The following is a 15,981-nucleotide window of genomic DNA, read 5'->3' as shown; positions in this document are numbered from 1 at the left end:
ACACCCATGAGTACCTTCAGCGGACTGAACACTGCCTTTAGTGGCCTGGTTGCGGCCCGCCACGGGCTCGACGTCGTCGGCCAGAACATTTCCAACTCGAACACCGAGGGCTACACCCGCCAGCGCGTTTCCTCCGGCTCGGTAGGCGCACCAGCCACCGGGCTGTTCTCCACCGGGGTCCGCGCCGGCCAGGGCGTAGTGGTGAACGGGGTAGCGCGGCTCGGCGATGCCCACCTTGACGCACAGGTCCGGGTCTCCCTGGCTGGATCGGGGTATTCAGCGGTCCACGCCGCAACGCTCTCGGCCCTCGAAGGTTCCCTCAACGAACCAGGTAAGAATGGTATTTCAGCCCAGCTCCAGGGGTTCTGGGCCGCGTGGCAAGGCCTGTCCAACGACGCCGGTGGCGGCGCCCCCGCGGCGGTCCTGCTCCAGGCGGCAAAGGGCCTGGCTTCGCAGCTGGCGCAGGGCTACAAGACCGCCGAAGGACAGTGGTCCCAGCTACGGCAGGAGACGACCACCATGGTCGCCGAGGTTAATACGGCGGCCACCCAGGTTGCTGACCTGAATGCCCAGGTGAGAAAAGTTCTCGCCGCCGGCGGGTCCGCCAACGAACTCATCGACCAGCGCAACGCCCTGGTCTCGACCATCTCGGCCCTTTCGGGTGCGAGCATGCGACAACGTGAAGATGGCACAGTCGACGTGCTGATTGGCGGCAACTCGCTGGTCTCCGGCGATTCGGTCCGCCCTCTCGCAATCTCGGGACCGGGCCGGTTGGATACCGCGAGTACTGACGCAGTGCGGGTTGAGTTCGCTCATCGCCCTGGCACTCCGGCGGGGCTCGACGGCGGCGAGATCGCCGGAGCGCTCTCTGCACTGGCACCTGCAGCCAGCGGCGGAGCACTGGCGGAAGCAGCCGTCTTCTACAACGAGTTCGCTGTCAACCTTGCGGCCAAGGTCAACGCCGCCCATTCGCAGGGCGCCACCACCGATGACACCACGGGACTCAACTTTTTCCGGGTCGGCGGGGACCCTGCCGCCCTCAACCTCACGGTGGTTCCGGTCGACGGTTCGGGAATTGCCGCCGGCACTCCCGGTGCTGGCGGGCTCAACGGCGCCGTCGCCGACGCCATCTCCCAGCTGGGTATCGGACCGGATTCCCCGGACACCGCCTGGGCAGGGTTCGTGACGCAGCTCGGCGTAGAAACCAAAGCTGCACTGCAAACAGCGGTACTCGCCGATCTGGCGGCGTCGTCGTCGATCGGTCGTCAACTCTCGAACGCGTCAGTGGACATGGACGAGGAGAACCTGAGCCTCCTCGCCTACCAGCACGCATATCAGGGTGCCGCACGGGTTATCACGGCAATTGACGAGATGCTCGACACCCTGATCAACCGCACCGGCGTAGTGGGAAGGTAACCAATGATTACCCGTGTCACCAACCAGACCATGATGCAGAGCGCGGAGCGCAACCTGCAGGCCAACCTCGCGCGGATGGCCGAGCTGCAGGACAGGGCGTCGGGGCAGAAGGCTTTCACCCGCGCGTCGGACGACCCCTCTGCAGCGGCGGAATCGCTGCGAGTCCGGGCCGAGCTGCGCGCCGTCGACCAGTACAGCAGGAACATTGCCGACGGCAACAGCTGGCTGACCGCTGTCGACTCCTCAATGACTGCCGCCAGCGCCACGCTCAACAAGGTCCGCGACCTCACGGTGCAGGGCGGCAACGGCTCGCTGTCCGAGGCTGGACGCCAAGCCTTGGCCATCGAGGTGAAAGCTCTGCGGGAACAGCTGCTGACCCAGGCGAACACCACGCATCAAGGACGCACCATCTATGCCGGCAACTCCGATCGCGGGTACGCGTTCGGCGACGATCTGGAGTACACCGGCGGTAGCGCGGTGATGCGGCGGGTGGACGCCAACGTCGAGGTGCGCGTGGACGTGGATGGTTCGAAGGTGTTCGGCACCGGCGATACCTCAGTGTTCAGGCTGCTCGACAGGATTGAAGCCGACCTGAAGTTGGGGGCCGACATGTCGGGCCACCTGGGAGCACTTGATACCCGGTTGTCCGCGATCCGCACGAACCATGCCGAAGTTGGCACCCGCCACGCCCAGATCCTGAGTTCACAGGAGGTCACCATGGATAAGTCAGTGTCGCTCGAAGCGCAACGGTCCCGGGTGGAGGATGTTGACCTGGCGGCCGTGATCCTGGAGATGAAGTTGCAGGAGGTCACCTACCAGTCAGCGCTCGCCGTCACGGCACGGGTACTGCAACCCACCCTGATGGATTTCCTGCGGTGAGTGCCACTCTAACCTTCACCGCTCCCCCGCCTGGGCTGGACCCGCTGGTGGACTTTTCCCTCGACAAGATCGATGGAGCCGACGGGCTCTACGCACTGCAGGCCAGCCAGAATGCGTCACTGCGGCTGTTCGTGCTCGATACGGCCGTGTATATGCCGGCGTACCAGCCTGCCGTTCCCTCGGCCAACACCGAGGCGTTGGACTTGCCGGTCAATGACTCGCTGACGTTCCTGGTGGTTGCTAACCCGAGCGAGAGTGGGACCACCGTGAACCTGATGGCGCCCATCCTGGTGAACCCGGCGACCGGCCGGTGCACGCAGCTTATTCTCGACCGGGGCGACTGGCCCATCCGGGCTGAACTGGCCGACTACGCCCAGCGGTAGTCCGACGTCGTCGTACCCGCGCCTGACCGGTGCATCTGACGCCCACGCCACTGACCAGGCGCCACTCCGGTGAGCAACCCGGACAGGACGCGTCAACCTGGACATCGGTGAGGGGAATCTTCCCCACCGATGTCCAGGTTGCTCACCGGAACGTGTCCGGAGAACGCTCTGGGTGGTTAGGCGAAGTCCGCAGTTGCCGGGTCCGCGCCGATGCGCCCTTCGGCACCCTTATCGAGGGCGTTGATGGCGTCGATGTCCCCGGCGTCGAGCGTGACATCCAATGCGTCCCAGTTCTCGACAATCCGAGACTCAGTGACTGACTTCGGGATCACCACGTTGCCGAGTGCCAGGTGCCAGGCGAGGACAACCTGCGCCGGGGTGGCGTTGTGCTTGGAGGCGATCTCAACCAGGGTCGGGTCGTCGAGGAGCCCCTTGCCCGAGCTTAGCGGCGACCAGGACTCGTGCAGGATGCCCTTTTCCTGGTGGAAGGCCTTGAGCTCGGCCTGGTTGAAGAACGGGTGCGTCTCCACCTGGTTGATCACGGGAACGACGCCAGTTGCGTCGATGATCTCCTGCAGGGCCTCAACAGTGAAGTTTGACACTCCAATCGAGGTGACGCGCCCCTGCTTCTGCAGTTCGATGAGGGCCTTCCAGGTATCAAGGTACTTACCCTGCTTCGGCTGCAGCCAATGGATCAGGTAAAGATCGAGCTTCTCCAGGCCAAGCTTCTCCATGGAGACGTCGAACGCTTTGAGCGTGCTCTCATAACCCTGGTCGGCGTTCCACAGCTTCGTGGTGATGAAAAGGTCGTCGCGGTCCAGGCCGGAGGCAGCAATGGCCCGACCAACACCAGCTTCGTTCTGGTAGGCGGCAGCCGTATCGATGTGGCGGTACCCGGCCTTGAGGGCGCGCCCGACGACGTCTTCCGCGGTTGTGTCGTCAACCTGCCAGACGCCGTAGCCGAGCTGGGGGATGTTAGCGCCGTCATGGAAGGTGAGATTCGGTGAGGTAGTCATGAATGCCTTTCGCCGTGTGAATGAATGCGATGTCACTCATGGGGAACCGCTGTCCACGCCGAATTATTTCGTCAGCACACTTTTTATTGTCAGACGTTCGGACGTGCCGCTAATTCACGTTCAGCTTCGGCAATGTCCTCTTCGACCAGGTCAGCTCGCCGTTTGACGTTGTCCAGGCCAGCAGATGCCAGCCCCCAGCGTTCGCCGTCGAGCCGCGCCATCGCGGCCGCCTCTGCCGTCGTCGCGAGCGAGTTACCGGCTCTCGAGAGCGCCCTGTGTACTGGCGTGAGCGCTCCCGGAATGTCCAACCCCTCGCTGGGCGATGACGCCTGGGCGGTCACACAAACGGTGCGCACCCGTTCCAGCAGGGGCACAAGCTCATTGGCCAGTCCAGCGAGCTGGTTGTATACCTCGTCGTCGGCCACGCCTTCAAGAATCTGGTGATACCGGTCCAGGCCGCGGCGGAAGCGGTCATGGGCACGGCGCCAGACGCCGGTGCCGAGCTCAGCATCGTCCCTGCGCCCCTGTCGGGCAGCCGTGAAGAATCCCATCGGATCAGCGGCGAGCTAGCGCGGTCGGCGGGTCGACGAACTCCGGGAGACGGACCGAAGTGGTGTCTGTTTGAGCAAGACCCTGCTGTTCACTCATGGCTTTATCGTCTCACGGGGTACCCGGAAAGAAGGCCCGGATGACTCCCCGTGGAGTTGGCCCGGGTTTCTTGGAGGCAAGGACCTCTCTAGTCGCTGACGGACTCCTGCGGCGCCGATGCCCGGGTGCACTGATTCTCGCGGCGATCTAGCTCCTCGGTAATCTCCTCGAGTCGCCCCTCGGTTTCTGGGTCCGGCAGCCCATACCTGACGTATTCGGCGTCGAGCTCGCGATGGATCCTGCTGTTGAGGATCATCACTTCGGAGCTCTCCAACGTTGTCAGATCGTCCGGGAATGGCTCATCGGGAGCGAGGCGCGTGGTGTCGGTCATGGGGGTCCTTCCAAGATGACTAAATACTAGGAGGCGCTGACATAGCAGCGGGGCCGAGCGGGTGATGTACCAGCTGGCCGGACGCAGGGCGGGGTTCACAGGCGCAAAATTGCCGGAAGGCTAGTCGTCTGAGATAGGCCCGCAGTGCGGGATGTGGTGGGTGTCTTGACCGGGGCCCTAAGGGCAATCCGTGCAGCACTAAGGCCATTGAAATTTGATGTACGAGGAGAGTTTCTCGCGGCTGTCTGCTCAACCTGTCTACGACTATATCCCATTCCGGCGCGACTGGACGGCCCAACCATTCACCACCAGGTCCTCACTCCGACCCCGTCCGAGCCTCGTACCGATTACAGTTGAGTCCGTCAGGTGAGGGGTCGTTGAAGGACGCCGGAAGTGGAGAACAACATGTCAGAAGCCCAACGGGTGGAGTCGGATATTCACAACGTTTTGCTGGACATGGTGATGGATAGCGAGGACGTGAGTACTTTTCTCACCGGCCTCACCCAGCTCGCTGCGAAAACGCTGACGTCGAAAGCATCCGGCGAGGTGCTGTGTGGGCTGACCCTCCTCCGCCCCCGCACCATGGGGACGGTCGCCAGTAGCAGCGAGCTCGCCCGCAAGACTGACGAGATTCAATACGCCTTCGACGACGGCCCGTGTCTCCGAGCCGCACGCGAGAACGTGACGGTCCACGTGCGCGATGTTCCCAATGACACCCGGTTCCCGGATTACCGGGACGCAGTCGCTGAGCACGGCATCCGCTCAGCGCTGGGGATACCTGTGCCCTTGGGCGGGGAATCGCGGGCTGGTCTCGATTTCTATTCGACCGTTACCAACGCGTTCGACGACAACGCCGTCGCCGCCGCCGAAGCCTTTGCGTTGGAAGCTTCAAAGTCCCTGCGGCTTGCCGTGCGGATGGCTCAGCTCAGCGACGCCAGCAAGCACCTCGAAGCCGCCATGCAGTCCCGCACGGTGATCGACCTTGCCGCGGGAATCATCATGGCCCAAAACCGGTGCTCACAGGACGAGGCGGTCGAGATCCTGAAGTCCGCATCCAGCGCTCGCAACATCAAGTTGCGTGAGGTTGCCAGCGCGGTGGTGGCTTCGGCCCATCAGGCGCCAACCAACACCCACTTCGATAAATAACCTCCCACACACCACTGCCCACTGACCCGGGCTGTTCGCTGAGCATGGAAGCTCAGGTTCCGCGAACGGCCTTGATCGGCGGGCAGTGGTATCGGGTCAGATCTGCTAGCAGCAGCGACCCTCCGGGTTGACGTCCTGGCGGTCGGTTTTATCCCGCCAGAACGCCTTTTCGGTCATCGGCGGTTCCGCGTTGTGGGTAGCCGCGTGGTGGTCCAGGTAGGCCTGGTAGGCATTCTCGCCCATCACTCCCTTGAATAGCCAGACGGCTTGTCGGGCCCGCTCGCGGACGGTCATCAGTGACCCGTCCTTGCAGGTTTCCGTTCAGCGGGCAGTGCATCCCACTGCTTCTCTAGTTCCTTCTCCGCCGGTGTCGCAAACATTCCGGAGGGTGCGAAGATCCGCGAGGGCACTGGTGTGTCCTCGGTGTTGGGGCCACCGCCGTGGCGGTATGCCTTCACCGAGGCGACGACCGCCGTCGTGATCACGATCAGCGCCAGGGTGACGAACACGATCGACAGCACACCCTGGATAAAGGTGTTGCGGACCACCGCTTCCATCGCCTGGACGGAGGCAGCGGCGCCGAAGCTCTGTTCGCCGGCTGCAAGCGCGTCCCGGAAAGCGAAGTGGTTCGCCCAATAGCCCACTGACGGCACTGGTGAGAAGATCTTCAGGAACGACGCCGAAATGGTCACGACTGCGGCGAACGCCAACGGCAGGGCCGGGATCCACAGGAACTTGAAGGCCCCCTTCCGTGCGCAGATGGCCATGCAGACGGCGAGCGCGATAGCGGCCAGCAGCTGGTTGGCGATACCGAAGAGCGGGAACAGCGTATTGATTCCGCCCAACGGGTCTGTGACCCCCATGATCAGGATCGCCCCCCAGCCAGCCACCATGATGGCGGTGCAGATCCAGGCGCCGGTCCTCCAGGAGGTGTCGCGGAACTTGGGGATGAAGTTACCGATGCTGTCCTGCAGCATGAACCGCGCAACGCGGGTGCCGGCGTCGACGGCGGTCAGGATGAACAGCGCTTCGAACATGATCGCGAAGTGGTACCAGAAGGCCATCATCCCCGAGCCACCGATGAAGGACTGCATGATCTGCGCGATACCGACGGCCAGCGTCGGCGCGCCCCCGGTGCGGGAAACAATGGATTCTTCGCCCACATTGTTCGCCAGCTGGCTGAGCACTTCGGGGGTGAGGTTCACTCCTGCCAACCCCAGCCCGTTGACGAAGGCGACCGCGCCTTCGATCGTCCCGCCGGTGGCAGCCATGGAGGAGTTCATCGCGAAGTAGATGCCGCGGTCAATCGACAGGGCGGCAACGAGGGCCATGATGGCTACGAACGACTCCATCAGCATGCCGCCGTACCCGATGAAGCGGGTTTGGCGTTCCTTCTGAATCATCTTCGGAGTGGTGCCCGAAGCGATCAGCGCGTGGAACCCGGAGAGCGCTCCGCACGCGATGGTCACGAACAGGAAGGGGAAGAGGGTGCCGGGGACTACCGGTCCGTCGGACCGGCTGGCGAACTCGCTGACCGCGGGGACGCTGATTTCCGGGCGGGTGATGATGATGGCAACCGCCAGCATCACGATGGTGCCGATCTTCATGAACGTCGACAGGTAGTCGCGGGGTGCCAGCAGGAGCCAGACAGGGAGGACAGCGGCGATGAAACCGTAGATGATGATGCCCCAGGCGATAGCAATGCGGTCCAGGCCGAAGATGGCGACGCCCCACTCCGTTTCGCCGATCCACCCGCCAGCGATGATGGCGAGCATCAGGAGCACGAACCCGATGATTGACACTTCGGTGACCTTGCCGGGGCGGAGGTACCGCAGGTAGATACCCATGAACAGGGCGATGGGGATCGTCATCGCGACCGAGAAGACACCCCAGGGGCTTTCGCCGAGGGCGTTCACGACGACGAGGGCGAGGATCGCGACGATGATGATCATGATGGCGAGCGTGGCGATCAGAGCTGCGGTGCCGCCGATCAGGCCGAGCTCTTCGCGGGCCATCTGGCCAAGGGAGCGTCCGCCGCGTCGCATGGAGAAGAACATGACCAGGTAATCCTGGACGGCGCCTGCAGCGATGACACCGAAGATGATCCACAGGGTGCCGGGCAGGTAGCCCATTTGGGCGGCGAGGACCGGCCCGACGAGAGGCCCGGCGCCGGCGATGGCGGCGAAGTGGTGCCCGTAGAGGACGCGACGATCCGTTGCCGCGTAGTCCTTGCCGTCTGCCTTGTACTCGGCGGGGGTTGCCCGTCGATCGTCCGGCTTCAACAGGTTGCGCTCGATGAACTTGGAGTAAAAGCGGTAGGCGATGAAGTAGGTACAGACCGCGGCAAAGACAAACCAGATGGCATTGACTGTTTCGCCCCGCACCAGGGCGAGCATGGTCCAGCTAAACCCGCCGAGCAGTGCGATACCGACCCAGAGTGCGATCTTCGCGGGTGTCCAGCGACCTTCCTCAGCCTCAGCTACTGCCGGGTCGAGAGCCGTGGGTGGTAGATCCGGGTCCTGCACCAGGACGTCGACGTCCCGGCCGTCACCGTCAACTGGGGAATCCCCAGCGTGTCCGGAACTGTTTCGATGCTCACTCATAGTGCTCCCTTGGATTTGAGTGTTTGAACCTGCCGACGATAGCAATCGTGACGCCTGTTACACGTCACTGCAGCCACGCGACACACAGGAGCGCCGCCAAACGGGCCTTTTTTGCGCCCAAGGGAGGGGTGGCTCCGCGGCTAACGCACAGTAACCCACCGATCGGGCCCGATCAGTGGGCAGGTCTAGACAATCCCACCCATCCCTGCTGATCAGGGGGAAGGAGCAACCGTGAGGAGAACTTTCCCGGCGTGTTCGCCGGAATCAAAGTACTGATGGGCTTCGACCACACGCTCCAGCGGGAAGGTGCGGTCGACCATAGCTTTGACCCTGCCCGACTCGATGAGCGGCCAGACATGCTCACGGACCGCAGCCATAATGGCTGTCTTCTCAGCCACCGGGCGCCCGCGCAGCGTAGTGCCGGCCACCGAAGCGCGCTTCGTCATCAGCGCACCAAGATTCAGCTCGGCCCTGGCCCCGCCCTGCAACCCAATGATGACCAGCCGCCCCCCGACGGCGAGCGCCTGAACATTCTGCTCCAGGTACTTGGCGCCGACGACGTCGAGAATGACGTCCACCCCCTCGCTCCCGGTGGCAGCGGCCACCTCGGCCACGAAGTCCTGCTCCCGATAGTTGATGCAGGTGGCGGCGCCGAGGCCCCGCGCAACGTCGAGCTTTGCCGCCGATCCCGCGGTGACAAGTGGGATGGCCCCGAATGCAAGCGCCAGTTGGACGGCCATGGTTCCGATTCCGCCAGAGCCCCCATGGATCAACACCCGCTCGCCGGCCTGAAGGTGCGCGGTGAGGAACAGGTTTGAGTAGACGGTTGCCGCCACCTCCGGCAGGGCCGCTGCCGTTACCAGGCCCATTCCCGGTGGCACCCGAAGGACCTGACCGGCGGGGACGGCGACCTGCTCCGCATACCCGCCGCCGGACAGCAGCGCCACCACCTCATCACCCACCGAGAAACCGGACTCCCCGGCGTCGGCAATCCTGCCGGAGACCTCCAGCCCGGGATACTCCGACGCACCCGGGGGCGGAGGGTAGAGCCCTTTGCGCTGCTGCACGTCCGCGCGGTTCAGCCCGGCAGCGACGACGTCGATCAGCACCTCCCCCGGCCCGATTTGGGGCGCAGCCACCTGCGAGACGCTGAGCACCTCTGGTCCGCCTGGTTCGGTGATAACTACTGCTCTCAAAAGGTCCTCCACTGGAACGGTTTTTTGGTTGAACTGGAAGCTACGTGAAACACTACTCACTTGGGAAGGTTGTCCGAGCGGCCGATGGAGCTGGTCTTGAAAACCAGTGTGCGGTAACCCCGTACCAAGAGTTCGAATCTCTTACCTTCCGCCCATAGAAAGTGTTGGCCCCGGTTTCTTGCCGGGGCCAACATTCGTTAACACGCAGCCCGCTTACCCTTCACTTTCCGTAATCTCTCGTTCACGATGGTCTGGTTGGCTCGAACGTGGCCTAAAGGTCAGGTGGATCACATTTTGGTCCATATCGAGCCACATGCCCGTGTTTTCGCGGGCGGTCTCACTCGCGGCTGTCAGCAGCCAAAGCCAAGGAGAACTAGCGAATGAAACATTCGTCATGGAAGGGCGGGCTCGGTGCCGCGCTAACGGTGGGGTTGCTTGCCTCACCAGTAGCCGCGCTACCCGCCTACGCGGCGCCGAACGGCGTCATCATTAATGAGGCGTACGTCAACGGGGGAAGCACCAACGCGCCGTATCTGAACAAGTTTGTTGAGCTTCACAACACCACGGATCAGCCGGTCGACATCAGCGGATGGTCCCTGCAGTACAGGTCCGCCAGTGGGTCCGCCGCACCCACCGGTGTTGCACCGCTGAGCGGGACCATTCCGGCCAACGGCTACTACCTTGTTGGCGGATCCAGCAACGCGGACAACGGCGTCGCGCTGCCTGAAGCCGACGCGACCATCGGTGCCAGCTTCGCCGGGGGCGGCGGCACCCTGATCCTGTCGAATGACTCCGCCGCGGTCGATCAGCTGGCCACCGGTTCGGTGACCAGTAACCCGTCGATCGAAGACCTGTTGGGGTACGGATCGTCGAACACGTTCGAAACAGCTGCTGCGCCCCAACCGGACAATAACTCCGACCCCCGGTCGTTGAACCGGACAGGGTTCGTCGACACCGACGACAACTCAGCCGACTTCACCCTCAGTGACGCGGTCACGCCCACCAATGCCGACGGCGAGACGGGCAGCTTCGAACCCGAACCGGAGCCAGAACCGCCAGCCGCCGGTGACGTCGTTCCCATCAACGAGATTCAAGGCACCGGAACTGCCACACCGCTGGAGGGTGAAACAGTCACCACCCGGGGCGTTGTCACCGCCGCCTATCCCACCGGTGGCATTGACGGCTACGTGATCCAGACGGAAGGCACCGGCGCAGAAGCGGGTGCCGCCTCTGACGGCATCTTCATCTACTCCCCTGGCACCGTCGCCGACGTCGCGATCGGTGACCATGTGGAGGTTACCGGTGAGGCCGGGGAGAACTTCGGGGTCACCCAGATTGAGGTGGTGGCCGGTGCGGCCACCGTGCTGACCGAGCCTGCCGAGGAGGTCAAATCACTGATGACGCCCTGGCCAGCAACCGACGCCGAGCGCGAAGTGCTGGAGAGCATGCTCGTCCGGCCAACCGGTGACTTCACCGTTTCGGATAACTATGACCTGAACCGCTTCGGCGAAATCGATCTGGCTCTCGGCCCCGACGCCCTGGTTCAGCCCACCGAGATTGCCCCTCCCGGCACCCCGGAGAACGAGGCCGTTCAGGCAGACAACAGCGCCCGCGGAGTCACTCTCGACGACGGTGCCACGATCGACTTCGTCCAGAACAACAGCCAGGAGCTGCCATACCTGACGCTGGAGAACCCGGTGCGGGTCAACGGTTCAGCGACCTTCGTGTCCGACGTCATCGTCGACTTCGACTTCGGCGTCTGGAGATTCCAGCCGGTAACACACCTCACCCCTGGCAACGCCGATGAGGTTCAGCCCGTCACCTTCGCAGGTGAGCGGCCAGCCACCCCAGTGGAAGTGGGCGGCGACATCAAGATTGCCTCCTTCAACGTGCTGAACTACTTCAGCACCACCGGTGATCAGCTGGCTGGGTGCACCTACTTCAACGACCGCGCTGGCAACCCCATCACGGTCCGGGGCGGTTGCGACGCTCGCGGTGCTGCCAACACTGAAAGCCTTGAGCGCCAGGAAGCCAAGATTGTTGACGCGCTGACCAACCTTGACGCTGACATGGTCTCGCTGGAAGAAATCGAGAACTCGGCGGCCTTCGGCAAGGATCGTGACGAGGCGCTCGCTTCGTTGACCACGGCCCTGAACGAAGTCGAACCGGGCGTCTGGGACTTCGTCCCCTCTCCCGCCGAGGTGCCCGCCAACGAAGACGTCATCCGCAACGCCTTCATCTACAAGCCCGCCGCGGTGGAGACCGTCGGAGATTCGGTCATTCTTGACGACGACGTCGCCTTCTCCAACGCCCGCAAACCGTTGGCCCAGGCTTTCCAGGCCGCCGGCGGCGACGAGTCGACGAAGTTCCTCACCATCGTGAACCACTTCAAGTCAAAGGGTTCCGGTTCAGGGGAGAACGCTGACCAGGGCGACGGACAGGGCGCCTCGAACGCTGACCGCGTCGAGCAGGCAACCGCTCTGGTGGCGTTCGCGGACACGATGCAGACCGAGGCTGGCACCGACAAGGTGTTCCTCACGGGCGACTTCAACTCCTACACGGCTGAAGACCCCATGCAGGTGTTCTACGAGGCCGGGTACATCAACCAGGGCGCCGACACCGGGAAATACTCCTACGTCTTTGGTGGGCAGTCAGGATCGCTGGACCACATCCTCGCCTCGCCCGAAGCCCATGCGACAGTTACCGGCGTCGACATCTGGAACATCAACGCAGTCGAATCGCTGGCACTTGAGTACAGCCGGTTCAACTACACCCCGGTGAACTACTACACCGCCGACCAGTACCGCGCCAGCGACCACGACCCAGTGATCGTCGGCCTGGAACTGGACGAGGTCATTGAGTTCACCGACGTTGAGGGTAACGAACACCAGGACCACATCGAGTGGATGGCCGCGAACGGCCTCTCCACCGGATGGCTGGAAGCCGACGGCACCCGGACCTACCGCCCGCTGGCCAACATCAACCGCGACGCGATGGCCGCGTTCCTCTACCGACTGGCCGGGGAGCCCGACGTCGAAATCCCCGAAGAGTCACCGTTCAGCGACGTTCCCGTCCCCGCCGATGAGGCTGACCGGGTTGAGCACTTCGAGGCAATCATGTGGATGCACGAATCGGGTCTCTCAACTGGCTGGCCCGGGGCCGACGACACCCGGACCTTCCGCCCGGTAACGCCAATCAACCGGGACGCCATGGCTGCGTTCCTGAAGCGCTTCGCCGGGCAGGTCTGCCTTAATGAAGAAGCCATCGAATATGCCGATCCCAGCGGAGCCCCTTTCCGGGACGTGCCCGAGGGCACGATGTTCGAAGAGGAGATTTCCTGGCTGAAAGACGCCGGGATCACCGAGGGCTGGGGGGACGGCACCTACCGTCCAGTCACCCCGGTGGCCCGCGACGCGATGGCAGCCTTCGTGAACCGGTTCGACGACACCTTCGGATCCTGCGGCAGGTACGCCGCAGGAATCTAGTGTGAACAGGTAGCATCTCCGGCGGCTACCGCCGCTCGAATTGTTGGTCCCGGCACGCGCCGGGGCCAACAATTCGTTAACGGCTGGCCCCCTACCCTTCACTTTTGGTCACCTCTCGTTCACGATGGTCTGGTTGGCTCGGTTTGACTCACAAGGTCAGTTGGATCACATTCAGCACAATTTCGAGCCACCAGGCCCGTGTTTCTCACATGGGCTGACTCACTCGCGGCTGTCATCAGCCAAAGCCAAGGAGAACTAGCGAATGAAACATTCGTCATGGAAGGGCGGGCTCGGCGCCACGCTGGCGGTGGGGCTGCTCGCCTCGCCGATAGCGGCGCTACCCGCCAATGCGACGCAGCAGACCGACGTGGAAGTCAACGCACCCGGGGACACCACCACGATCAGCCTTCTCAACATCAACGATTTCCACGGACGTATCGACGGCAATACGGTGAAGTTTGCTGGGACCGTTGAACAGTTGAAGGCCGAAGCCGGAGACGAGAACACGCTCTTCCTCTCGGCGGGCGACCAAATCGGGGCGTCGCTGTATGCCTCCTCATCACAGCGCGACGTTCCGACGATTGACGTCCTGAACGCGTTGGAGTTGCGCGCCTCGGCGGTCGGCAACCACGAGTTCGACGGCGGATTCGCGGACCTGACCGATCGGGTCGAACCGATCGCTGACTTCTCCTACCTCGGTGCCAACGTCTACACCAAGGGCACCCAGGAACCGGCGTTGGACGAATACGAGGTCTTCACAGTCGACGGCATCGAGGTGGCCGTCATCGGCGCTGTCACCCAGGAAACAGCTACCCTGGTGAGCCCGGGAGGCATCGAGACCATCGACTTCGGGGATCCCGTCGAAGCCGTCAACCGCGTGGCGCAGGAAATTGAAGACGGTGACCTGGCCGACGTGATCGTCGCCGAGTTCCATGCCGGTGCCGACGGATCCAGCGAAGACTCCGCAGCACTCCCCGAAGTTATTCCGGGCAGCGAATTCGATTCGATCGTCAATGAGACGACCCCCCTGGTTGATGCGATCTTCAACGGGCACACTCACTCCTTCTACGCCTCAGACGCTCCAGTTCCTGGAGAGGCCGGCGTAACCCGCCCGATCGTCCAGACCGGTTCTTATGGCGAGTTCATCGGTCAGATTGAACTGACCGTCGACACCCTCACCGGCGATGTCGTCGAGTACGAAGCCCGCAACGTGCCCCGCACCGAGATCGACGACGCCGAACTAGTCGCCGACTACCCACGGGTGGCCGAGGTCCAGACGATCGTCAACGACGCTCTGGAAACTGCCGAGGAGTTGGGCAGCGTTGTCCTGGGCAAGGTCACCGAAGACATCACCACCGCGTTCACCGGGGATGCGCGCGATGACCGGGGCTCCGAATCCACCCTGGGCAACCTGGTCGCTGACTCCCTGCTCTCGTCGCTGCAGCCGGACGTACGCGGTGGAGCCGAAATCGGCGTCACCAATCCGGGCGGGCTGCGCGCTGAGCTGTACTACGACGAGAACGGGGAGATCACCGTTGCTGAAGCCAACGCTGTGCTGCCGTTCCTGAACAACCTGGCAACCACCACCCTGACCGGTGAGCAGTTCGTGGAACTGCTTGAGCAGCAGTGGCCCCGCGAGGGAGGTGTCCGCACCAACTTCCTGCACCTGGGACTGTCGGACAATGTGACCTACACCTACGACGCCGAGGCTGCTGAAGGGTCCCGGATCACTTCGGTCACCATCGACGGGGCACCGTTGGACCCTACCCGTGACTACCGGATTGGTACCTTCAACTTCCTGATCCAGGGCGGCGACGATTTCGTGGTCTTCAACGACGGCGCCAACACCCTCGACTCGGGGCTGGTTGACCGGGAGGCGTGGTTCGACTACATCGAAGCCAACAGCCCACTGTCCCCGACCTTTGACCGTCGCGCGGTCCAGGTTCAGGGCGCACCGATGAGCGTCGTTCTCGGCCAGGAGGTCGGCTTCGATGTGTCCAAACTGGACCTGACCTCGCTGGGCAGCCCGACCAACACCAGCATCGCCCTGTCCTACGCCGTCGGCGACGGCGAGCCAGTGGAGATCGGCACCTTCGACGTCACCGACGGAGCCGCACGGATCGCGTTCACCGTTCCCGCCGACGCCCTCGGTGCGACGTTCTACCTGAATGCACCCGACTCGGGCACTGAGGTGCGCCTGCCCCTTGGCGTCGAGCTCGCTGAGTTCACCGACGTCGAAGGCAACGAACACCAGGACCACATCGAGTGGATGGCCGAGAATGGTCTCTCCACCGGCTGGCTGGAGGCCGACGGTACCCGTTCGTACCGTCCGCTCGCGAACATCAACCGCGACGCGATGGCCGCGTTCCTGTACCGTTTGGCCGGGGAACCAGAGTTTGAGCTTCCCGAGGAGTCGCCCTTTAGCGACGTAGCCTTCACCGCTGACGAAGCGGACCGGGTTGAGCACTTCGACGCAATCATGTGGATGCACACCTCCGGCCTGTCGACCGGCTGGCCTGAGGCCGACGGCACCCGGACCTTCCGTCCGGTGACCCCGGTCAACAGGGACGCGATGGCAGCATTCATGATGCGTCTCGCCAGCGAGGTATGCCTCGATGTGGAAGCGATGAGCTATGTGAACCCGAAGGGTGCGCCGTTCTCTGACGTTCCTGTCGGAACGATGTTCGAGAAGGAGATCTCCTGGCTGAAGGACGCCGGGATCTCCGAGGGCTGGGGGGACGGCACCTACCGTCCAGTCACCCCCGTGGCGCGTGACGCGATGGCAGCGTTCGTCAACCGGTTCGACGACGAAGTTGGAGCGTGCGGCAGGTATGCCGAAGGCCTCTAGTCCGACAACCTAGCCAGACCGGCGGCGGGT

12 protein-coding genes and 1 tRNA gene are annotated in these 15,981 nt (G+C 63.4%); 7 read left to right on the top strand and 6 right to left on the bottom strand.

Annotated elements, in window-relative coordinates:
- Nucleotides 1-6 precede the first annotated feature (6 nt).
- From flgK to ABD059_RS01930, 3 genes are read left to right on the top strand one after another with little or no spacing between them, the layout of a single operon-like run.
- Nucleotides 7-1,416, top strand: a complete 1,410-nt coding sequence (gene flgK, locus ABD059_RS01940; RefSeq protein ID WP_343877434.1) for a flagellar hook-associated protein FlgK — start codon at nt 7-9, stop codon at nt 1,414-1,416.
- Nucleotides 1,417-1,419: 3 nt separating this feature from the next.
- A complete protein-coding gene (gene flgL, locus ABD059_RS01935; RefSeq protein ID WP_343877433.1) occupies nt 1,420-2,295 on the top strand; it encodes a flagellar hook-associated protein FlgL in 876 nt (291 codons plus the stop codon).
- Nucleotides 2,292-2,678 (top strand): flagellar assembly protein FliW, encoded by a 387-nt coding sequence (locus ABD059_RS01930; protein WP_343877431.1) that lies wholly within the window; start codon nt 2,292-2,294, stop codon nt 2,676-2,678. The genes flgL and ABD059_RS01930 overlap by 4 nt, the downstream gene beginning before the upstream one ends.
- A gap of 176 nt (nt 2,679-2,854) precedes the next feature.
- Here the strand turns inward: ABD059_RS01930 and ABD059_RS01925 are convergent, their stop codons facing one another.
- From ABD059_RS01925 to ABD059_RS01915, 3 genes are all read right to left on the bottom strand, one after another.
- On the bottom strand, nt 2,855-3,694 hold the full coding sequence (locus ABD059_RS01925; protein WP_343877430.1) for an aldo/keto reductase: 840 nt from the start codon (nt 3,692-3,694) through the stop codon (nt 2,855-2,857).
- A gap of 89 nt (nt 3,695-3,783) precedes the next feature.
- Entirely contained in the window at nt 3,784-4,245 is a 462-nt protein-coding gene (locus ABD059_RS01920) for a hypothetical protein (RefSeq protein ID WP_343877429.1), read from the bottom strand.
- A 185-nt stretch (nt 4,246-4,430) separates the two neighbouring features.
- Nucleotides 4,431-4,673 carry a hypothetical protein gene (locus ABD059_RS01915; protein ID WP_343877428.1) on the bottom strand — a complete coding sequence of 81 codons (243 nt, stop codon included), beginning with the start codon at nt 4,671-4,673 and terminating at the stop codon, nt 4,431-4,433.
- 405 nt (nt 4,674-5,078) lie between these two features.
- On the opposite strand from ABD059_RS01915, the gene ABD059_RS01910 reads away from it, so the two are divergent.
- On the top strand, nt 5,079-5,819 hold the full coding sequence (locus ABD059_RS01910; RefSeq protein ID WP_343877427.1) for a GAF and ANTAR domain-containing protein: 741 nt from the start codon (nt 5,079-5,081) through the stop codon (nt 5,817-5,819).
- A 105-nt stretch (nt 5,820-5,924) separates the two neighbouring features.
- Here ABD059_RS01910 and ABD059_RS01905 read toward each other — a convergent pair whose 3' ends face one another.
- From ABD059_RS01905 to ABD059_RS01895, 3 genes are all read right to left on the bottom strand, one after another.
- A complete protein-coding gene (locus ABD059_RS01905; RefSeq protein ID WP_343877426.1) occupies nt 5,925-6,113 on the bottom strand; it encodes a YbdD/YjiX family protein in 189 nt (62 codons plus the stop codon).
- Nucleotides 6,113-8,422 carry a carbon starvation CstA family protein gene (locus ABD059_RS01900; RefSeq protein ID WP_343877425.1) on the bottom strand — a complete coding sequence of 770 codons (2,310 nt, stop codon included), beginning with the start codon at nt 8,420-8,422 and terminating at the stop codon, nt 6,113-6,115. Before ABD059_RS01900 ends, ABD059_RS01905 begins: the two co-directional genes overlap by 1 nt.
- Before the next feature lie 212 nt (nt 8,423-8,634).
- On the bottom strand, nt 8,635-9,618 hold the full coding sequence (locus ABD059_RS01895) for an NAD(P)H-quinone oxidoreductase (protein WP_343877507.1): 984 nt from the start codon (nt 9,616-9,618) through the stop codon (nt 8,635-8,637).
- 63 nt (nt 9,619-9,681) lie between these two features.
- Here ABD059_RS01895 and ABD059_RS01890 point away from each other — a divergent pair.
- The 3 genes from ABD059_RS01890 (at nt 9,682) to ABD059_RS01880 (ending at nt 15,951) form a co-directional block, all read left to right on the top strand.
- Nucleotides 9,682-9,769: transfer RNA gene (locus tag ABD059_RS01890), tRNA-Ser, on the top strand.
- A gap of 229 nt (nt 9,770-9,998) precedes the next feature.
- On the top strand, nt 9,999-13,103 hold the full coding sequence (locus ABD059_RS01885; protein WP_343877424.1) for an ExeM/NucH family extracellular endonuclease: 3,105 nt from the start codon (nt 9,999-10,001) through the stop codon (nt 13,101-13,103).
- A gap of 262 nt (nt 13,104-13,365) precedes the next feature.
- Nucleotides 13,366-15,951, top strand: a complete 2,586-nt coding sequence (locus tag ABD059_RS01880; RefSeq protein ID WP_343877422.1) for a 5'-nucleotidase C-terminal domain-containing protein — start codon at nt 13,366-13,368, stop codon at nt 15,949-15,951.
- Nucleotides 15,952-15,981 lie beyond the last annotated feature (30 nt).

Origin of the sequence: Arthrobacter flavus (genome assembly GCF_039526005.1) — a bacterium.
Classification (GTDB): domain Bacteria; phylum Actinomycetota; class Actinomycetes; order Actinomycetales; family Micrococcaceae; genus Arthrobacter_D; species Arthrobacter_D flavus.
The sequence above is the reverse complement of the archived record's forward strand: the minus strand, read 5'-3'. Positions and strand labels throughout refer to the sequence as shown.

Coding starts and splice junctions, on each gene's coding strand:
- flgK (WP_343877434.1), top strand. CDS start 7: ATGAGTACCTTCAGCGGACTGAACACTGCCTTTAGTGGCCTGGTTGCG.
- flgL (WP_343877433.1), top strand. CDS start 1,420: ATGATTACCCGTGTCACCAACCAGACCATGATGCAGAGCGCGGAGCGC.
- ABD059_RS01925 (WP_343877430.1), bottom strand. CDS start 3,694: ATGACTACCTCACCGAATCTCACCTTCCATGACGGCGCTAACATCCCC.
- ABD059_RS01920 (WP_343877429.1), bottom strand. CDS start 4,245: ATGGGATTCTTCACGGCTGCCCGACAGGGGCGCAGGGACGATGCTGAG.
- ABD059_RS01915 (WP_343877428.1), bottom strand. CDS start 4,673: ATGACCGACACCACGCGCCTCGCTCCCGATGAGCCATTCCCGGACGAT.
- ABD059_RS01910 (WP_343877427.1), top strand. CDS start 5,079: ATGTCAGAAGCCCAACGGGTGGAGTCGGATATTCACAACGTTTTGCTG.
- ABD059_RS01905 (WP_343877426.1), bottom strand. CDS start 6,113: ATGACCGTCCGCGAGCGGGCCCGACAAGCCGTCTGGCTATTCAAGGGA.
- ABD059_RS01900 (WP_343877425.1), bottom strand. CDS start 8,422: ATGAGTGAGCATCGAAACAGTTCCGGACACGCTGGGGATTCCCCAGTT.
- ABD059_RS01885 (WP_343877424.1), top strand. CDS start 9,999: ATGAAACATTCGTCATGGAAGGGCGGGCTCGGTGCCGCGCTAACGGTG.
- ABD059_RS01880 (WP_343877422.1), top strand. CDS start 13,366: ATGAAACATTCGTCATGGAAGGGCGGGCTCGGCGCCACGCTGGCGGTG.